The organism is Paenibacillus xerothermodurans (assembly GCF_002220865.2).
Lineage (GTDB): Bacteria > Bacillota > Bacilli > Paenibacillales > NBRC-103111 > Paenibacillus_S > Paenibacillus_S xerothermodurans.
The window spans coordinates 41,995-48,810 of sequence record NZ_NHRJ02000022.1 but is presented as its reverse complement, the minus strand read 5'-3'; the positions used below and the strand labels follow the sequence as shown (position 1 = coordinate 48,810).

4 protein-coding genes and 1 rRNA gene are annotated in these 6,816 nt (G+C 48.2%); all 5 read right to left on the bottom strand.

Annotated features, from left to right (window positions below):
• Positions 1–80: ribosomal RNA gene (locus tag CBW46_RS20570) — 16S ribosomal RNA — on the bottom strand; the annotation flags it as partial.
• Between the two features lie 456 nt (positions 81–536).
• Complete coding sequence (gene gyrA / locus CBW46_RS20565) at positions 537–3,020, bottom strand: DNA gyrase subunit A (RefSeq protein WP_089201832.1); 2,484 nt, start codon at positions 3,018–3,020, stop codon at positions 537–539.
• Between the two features lie 439 nt (positions 3,021–3,459).
• Entirely contained in the window at positions 3,460–5,373 is a 1,914-nt protein-coding gene (gyrB, locus tag CBW46_RS20560) for a DNA topoisomerase (ATP-hydrolyzing) subunit B (protein ID WP_089201831.1), read from the bottom strand.
• Positions 5,374–5,403: 30 nt separating this feature from the next.
• On the bottom strand, positions 5,404–5,652 hold the full coding sequence (gene remB / locus CBW46_RS20555; protein WP_089201830.1) for an extracellular matrix regulator RemB: 249 nt from the start codon (positions 5,650–5,652) through the stop codon (positions 5,404–5,406).
• A gap of 33 nt (positions 5,653–5,685) precedes the next feature.
• A complete protein-coding gene (recF, locus tag CBW46_RS20550) occupies positions 5,686–6,792 on the bottom strand; it encodes a DNA replication/repair protein RecF (RefSeq protein ID WP_089201829.1) in 1,107 nt (368 codons plus the stop codon).
• Between the last annotated feature and the right edge of the window lie 24 nt (positions 6,793–6,816).

The window sequence follows — 6,816 nt, the reverse complement described above, 5'->3', positions numbered from 1 at the left end:
GAAGGTGAGATCCGCTCGACTTGCATGTATTAGGCACGCCGCCAGCGTTCGTCCTGAGCCAGGATCAAACTCTCCAATAAAGTGCTGCGTAGCAGCGGTCTATCAGCTAAGCTTGTCTTAAGCTCAAAAGTAATGCTAGCGAGAATTTTTCATTCTCTTTATTTTACACTCACTCGTTGTTCAGTTTTCAAAGGGCAATTCCATTGATCAGCGTCAGCGCTCACTCGCAGACTGTTCTATATGGAAGTTCGCTCTGGTCACAGCGACCTTTATATATTATCATACCGCTCGATGCTATGCAAGATTTTTTTTCATTTAGCGTAACTATTACTTCATTATCTAGCGATAGATGTGAAAGCACTGAGTATTTTACTTTAGCATAAATACATTCATTTCGTCAAGTCTACAAAATGGCGCGTTGCAACTGCATTATTAAAAACTAGCTGTTACAATCCGAAATAGGGTAATACAAACAAAAAAATGGGGACCGCATGCGCGCCCCATTCTCAGTTCAACACACTAAACACACAATGTATTTATTCATCAGCGTCGTCTGGATTCGCCTGATCTTCAGCGTCCAAGTCGTCGTCCGGCTCTTCGCTTTTCTGCACTCGTGCTACGGTAGCCACTTCATCTTCATCACGAATGTTGATGAGTTTGACACCTTGGGTATTGCGGCCCATCATAGAGATTCCGGCCATGCTGGTACGAATGATTGTACCGAGCGCGGTAATAATCATGAGATCTTCGTCGTCATCGACAATCTTAAGTCCTACCACGGGACCGTTCTTAGGCGTGACGTTCAGAGTTTTGATCCCCTTGCCTCCTCTTGTTTGCAAACGGTATTCGGAGACAGGGGTACGTTTACCGAAACCTTTGGACGTGACGATTAGAACGCTGCTGTCTTCTCTAACCACATCCATATCGATCACCGCGTCGTCCTCGCCAATTGTGATACCTTTCACACCTGTGGCCGAACGTCCCATCGCACGCACATCTGTCTCTGGGAAGTGAATGGAGATCCCTTGTTGGGTGCCCATGATAATGGTGCGATTGCCATCCGTTAATCTGACGGCGATCAGATCATCGTCTTCACGCAGCGTAATCGCGATCAAACCGCCCTTGCGAATGTTGGCATAATCATCGAGAGGCGTCTTTTTGACCAAACCGTTTTTGGTAGCAAAAAACAGATGCTGCTCAGGATCGAAACTCTCCACCGGTATCACAGCGTTGATCGTCTCACCCTGCTCGATCTGGATCAGGTTGATGATTGGAGTTCCTCTTGCTGTGCGGCGTAGGTCGGGTACCTCGTAAGCCTTCAGACGATACACCTTCCCTTTGTTCGTGAAGAACAGCAAGAAGTGGTGGGTATTCGTGACAAATAGATGCTCAACAAAATCATTATCCTTCGTATCCATGCCGATAACACCCTTGCCGCCGCGCCGCTGGCTGCGGTAGGTAGTGACTGGCGATCTCTTGACATAGCCGGTATGAGTGATGGTAATAATAACATCTTCTCTTGGAATCAAATCCTCGTCCTCAATGCTATCCTCACCAATGGTGATTTCTGAACGGCGTTCATCGCCGAATTTTTCTTTAATTTCGTGCAGTTCTTCGCTGATGATAGCGAGAACAAGCTGCTCATCAGCGAGAATAGCTTTGTATTCCGCGATCTTTTTCAGAAGCTCTGCGTATTCGTTCTCAATTTTCTCTCGTTCCAACCCAGTTAAACGCTGTAAACGCATGTCCAGAATTGCTTGCGCTTGATCGAAGCTCAGAGAGAACTGTTCCATCAAGCCGTCACGAGCCTCTTCAGTTGTACGGGAGGCGCGGATCAGCGCAATTACCGCATCCAAGTGGTCCAAAGCGATTCTTAAGCCCTCGAGAATATGCGCGCGCGCTTCCGCTTTACGAAGATCGTACTCGGTACGACGGCGGATAACGACCTTCTGGTGTTCAAGATAGTGATACAGCATTTCTTTCAGATTGAGCACCTTGGGCTCACCGTCGACCAACGCGAGCATAATAATGCCGAAATTGGACTGCATAGCGGTGTGTTTGTACAAATTATTCAACACTACGTTTGGATTGATGTCACGCCGTAGTTCAATCACAATACGCATCCCGTTGCGGTCGGACTCATCGCGCAGATCGGTGATGCCGTCTATTCTTTTTTCACGCACAAGCTCCGCGATCTTCTCAATGAGTCTAGCTTTGTTGACTTGATACGGCAGCTCATGAACGATAATGCGTGCCCGACTATTGTTTTCCTCAATGGTTGCTTTAGCACGCATCGTGACCGAACCGCGCCCAGTGCTGTATGCCTGCCTGATGCCTTCGCGCCCCATAATGTAACCGGCGGTCGGGAAGTCAGGGCCTTTGATCGATTCCATCAGTTCCATTGGGGTGACGTCCGGATTGTCAATCAGCTGCTGCACGCCATCGATCACCTCACGCAGATTGTGAGGGGGGATGTTAGTGGCCATACCGACCGCGATACCGGAGCTTCCATTTACCAGTAAGTTCGGAAAGCGGGCTGGGAGAACCGCTGGTTCTTGCTCTTCCCCATCATAGTTTGGTACGAAATCAATGGTCTCTTTGTTAATGTCACGCAGAAGCTCCATGGCTATCTTAGACAAACGCGCTTCCGTGTAACGCATCGCTGCGGCCATATCACCGTCAATGGAACCGAAGTTACCATGACCGTCCACAAGCATGTACCGCAAGGAAAAGTCTTGTGCCATACGCACCATAGTTTCGTACACGGCACTATCACCGTGCGGGTGGTATTTACCGATGACTTCACCGACGATTCTCGCCGATTTTTTATAAGGTTTATCCGGAGACATGCCGAGCTCGGACATAGCATATAAAATACGCCTATGCACGGGCTTGAGTCCGTCCCTAACGTCCGGGAGGGCGCGGCTGACGATGATACTCATCGCGTAATCCATAAAAGAGCTGCGCATCTCCGTACCGATATCAATATCTCTGATCTCTGAGCGCTGTTCTTCCGCCATCTGTAAACCCTCCTTTGTGCTATGCATAAATTCAGGCTGAGTTCGTCAGCTCTGTCGGAAACTTAAACACAATTCATGTCAAATCATTGTCTCAAAGTCCAGGCTTGTTCAGTTTCTTCGAAACCGCATAAGCAATTATATGAAAAACCTTTGTCTGATAACATATAGAGCAATAGTAATTAGGCCTGAGGTTACATCGAATTAAGTTAACACGCAGGACCTGGGACTAAGAACACTTAATTATAACATAAAAGAGCGTGAGCTGCCAGCCCTTGGGACTGTCAGCGGGTGTGTTCTTCCCCGTTGTCCTCCCGTCGTAGGTCCCAGCAAACGTCAACGCTCTGTCTATAAATTAGCGACTTGCAGCAGTTAGGCGAGCACACGCAGCAGCTCAACAAAAAAAGCGTGTGTCGGGCAGCGCACTCACCACCGTGTGTCGTTAAATATCAAGATTTTTCACAAACTTTGCGTGCTGCTGGATGAAATCTCTGCGTGGTTCGACATTCTCACCCATGAGCGTGTCAAAGATGGTGTCGGCATCAATGGCATCTTGTATGCTGACTTGCAGCAGCGTTCTGCTTTCAGGATCCATGGTGGTTTCCCACAACTGCGCCGGATTCATCTCGCCAAGACCTTTGTATCTTTGCACATTGACTTTTGCGCCTTCTCCGAATTCTTGCATGATGACCTCACGCTGCTTCTCATTGTAAGCATAACGGACTGTTTTATTACGTTCCAGCTTGTACAATGGGGGCTGAGCGATGTAAATATATCCGGCGTCGACCAATTTTCTCATGTAGCGGTAGAAGAAAGTAAGCAGCAGTGTGCGGATGTGGGCACCGTCGACATCTGCATCCGTCATAATAATGACCTTATGGTAACGGGCCTTTTCTATATCAAAATCGTCACCGATTCCCGTGCCCAATGCGGTAATGATCGCGCGAATCTCCGTGCTGGATAAGATTTTGTCCAGACGGGCCTTCTCCACGTTCAGGATCTTACCGCGAATAGGAAGAATCGCCTGAAAGTGACGATCCCGGCCCTGCTTGGCCGACCCGCCTGCAGAGTCACCCTCGACAATGTACACTTCACTGATAGCAGCATCTTTCGAAGAGCAATCGGCTAACTTACCGGGCAGTGCGCTCACTTCAAGCGCACTTTTGCGTCGCGTCAATTCCCGCGCTTTACGGGCTGCTTCTCGGGCACGTGCCGCTTGCACACCCTTTTCTACAATTTTCTTCGCAATCGCTGGGTTCTCGTCTAGGAACTCCATTAATTTTTCGGAAAATAAGGACTCGACGATACCGCGAACCTCACTATTACCAAGCTTCGTTTTGGTCTGCCCCTCGAATTGTGGTTCAGGAATTTTAACGGAAATGATCGCGATCAAGCCTTCCCGAACATCATCACCGGAAAGGTTGGAATCGTTATCCTTGAGCGCGTTGTGCTTACGAGCGTAATCGTTCATTATACGTGTTAACGCACTTTTAAAACCGGACTCATGCGTCCCGCCTTCATGTGTGTGTATATTATTGGCGAAGGAGAAGATGCTCTCCGAATAACCATCGTTGTACTGGATTGCGATCTCCACCTGGATGTTATCCTTAGCACCTTCTGTGTAGATGGGCTGATGCACCGGCTCACGATTACGGCTTAAATATTCGACGAATGAAACAATGCCCCCTTCGTACTTAAACGTATTGGATACATCTGTTCGTTCATCCGTCAACGAGATCTCGATGCCTTTATTCAGAAACGCCAGCTCCCGAATACGGGATTGGAGCGTGTCGTAGTCATACTCTGTCGTTTCAGTAAAAATCTCTTCATCCGGCCAAAAAGTGATCTCTGTACCGGTCTCATTCGTTTCCCCAATTACTCTGAGGTCGTACTGTGGCGTCCCGCGGTGATACTCCTGCTCATGGATTTTTCCATCGCGTTTCACCCGCACCAGCAGCTTCTTGGACAGTGCATTGACGACGGATATACCGACACCATGCAAACCGCCGGACACTTTGTAACCGGAATCCTCGCCGCCGAATTTTCCCCCGGCATGCAGCACTGTCAGCACGACCTCCAACGTGGAGCGCTTCATTTTGGCGTGCTCCCCGACCGGAATACCGCGCCCGTTATCAATGACGGTAATGCTGTTATCCTTATGCACACTCACCTGAATGGTGGTACAATAACCGGCCAAAGCCTCGTCGATACTATTATCAACGACTTCCCACACAAGGTGATGAAGGCCTCTCGCGCTCGTGGATCCGATATACATACCCGGACGCTTTCTGACCGCCTCGAGACCTTCGAGCACCTGTATCTGACTTTCATCATATGCGTTTTGATTCACAGACATGTAGAGACACCCACTTTTCCAAGGTAAAATCTAGTTCGTTAATAATTGATGCGCCCGTTTCTTTAAGGTCATAGAAGAGATGGGAGAGTAGTATACCTTTGATTGCGTCACGACCAGCGATTTGCTCTCTTCCTCCCCGATCAGTTCCACCTTTTTATCTCTGATGGCATGCGTTATGAATTGCTTTGAAATCTTTGAGGATTTTTCAATGGATAAGTCAAAAATCGCGATTAGCTCACTCGCGCGAATAATTTTCTCTCCGCCTAAATGGATGAACATAGGGGCCGTCATCTCCTCATAGCAGTGGCATTGCTAATTTAAGCTTCCGTTCCGCACATTAATCACAGAAGCGTTTTCCAACTTTGTCAGATCTATACTTTCAATTCCGGTCGTTGTTATGAACGTTTGCACCTTATTTTGGAACGTCTCTATGAGCTGGGTTTGCCGAGACCGATCGAGCTCTGACAACACGTCGTCGAGCAAAAGAACCGGGTATTCGCCGACTTCCTCCCGCATCAACTCAATTTCCGCCAGCTTCAAAGAAAGCGCCGTCGTTCTTTGCTGCCCCTGCGAGCCGAACGTCTGCACTTCCTTCCCGTTTATGAAAAATAACAAATCATCCCGATGCGGTCCAACGAGGGAAACCCCGCGCCGAAGCTCCTGATCTTTCACCTGTGATAACTTTAACATAAACTGGTCAAATAAAACAGGTTCATCTTGCGGTAGAGGATTCAGCGAAGAGGAATATTGAATTTCAATTTGTTCCTGCCCGGCGGTTACACCTGCATGAATCCTCTCCGCCCATGATTGGAGCTTCTTTATAAAGCTTTGACGTTTTTTGATGATTTTAACACCGAAGCCGGCCAACTGCTCATTCCAAATCTCCATCATCGACGCTTTAGTGTCACGGGTATTAGATAACTGCTTCAAATAGTTATTGCGCTGCATTAGGACTTTTTGGTATTGGGACAGATCGTGCAAATAGGAGGGATACACTTGCCCGATTTCCATATCTAAGAAACGCCGCCGAACAGACGGGGCGCCCTTCACGATTTCCAGATCTTCGGGCGCAAACATAACTACATTCAGGGCCCCGATGAATTTACTCAGTTTCCTTTGTTCAAGGCCGTTGATTTTCGCCTTCTTGCCTTGCTTGGAGATGGTTAGGTCCAACTGGACGGAGCCGTATTTCTTCTCCACATCGGCATGCAGCAGAGTATGGGGGGTGTCCCACTGAATAAGTTCTTTATCTTGGTGCGTCCGGTGGGACTTAGTGAGGGCAAGCACGAAGATAGCCTCCAGCAAATTGGTCTTCCCTTGAGCGTTGGGACCGACAATAATGTTTACCATGCTTCCTGTTTCAAAATGCACCTCATCGTAGTTGCGGTAATGCTGCAATGACAGCTTTTTCAGTTGCAAAACAGTTCCTCCTACAGGCTGTGT

Bases quoted from the DNA above. Each gene is read 5' to 3' on its own strand.
- gyrA (WP_089201832.1), bottom strand. From the start codon at position 3,020: ATGGCGGAAGAACAGCGCTCAGAGATCAGAGATATTGATATCGGTACG.
- gyrB (WP_089201831.1), bottom strand. From the start codon at position 5,373: ATGTCTGTGAATCAAAACGCATATGATGAAAGTCAGATACAGGTGCTC.
- remB (WP_089201830.1), bottom strand. From the start codon at position 5,652: ATGTTCATCCATTTAGGCGGAGAGAAAATTATTCGCGCGAGTGAGCTA.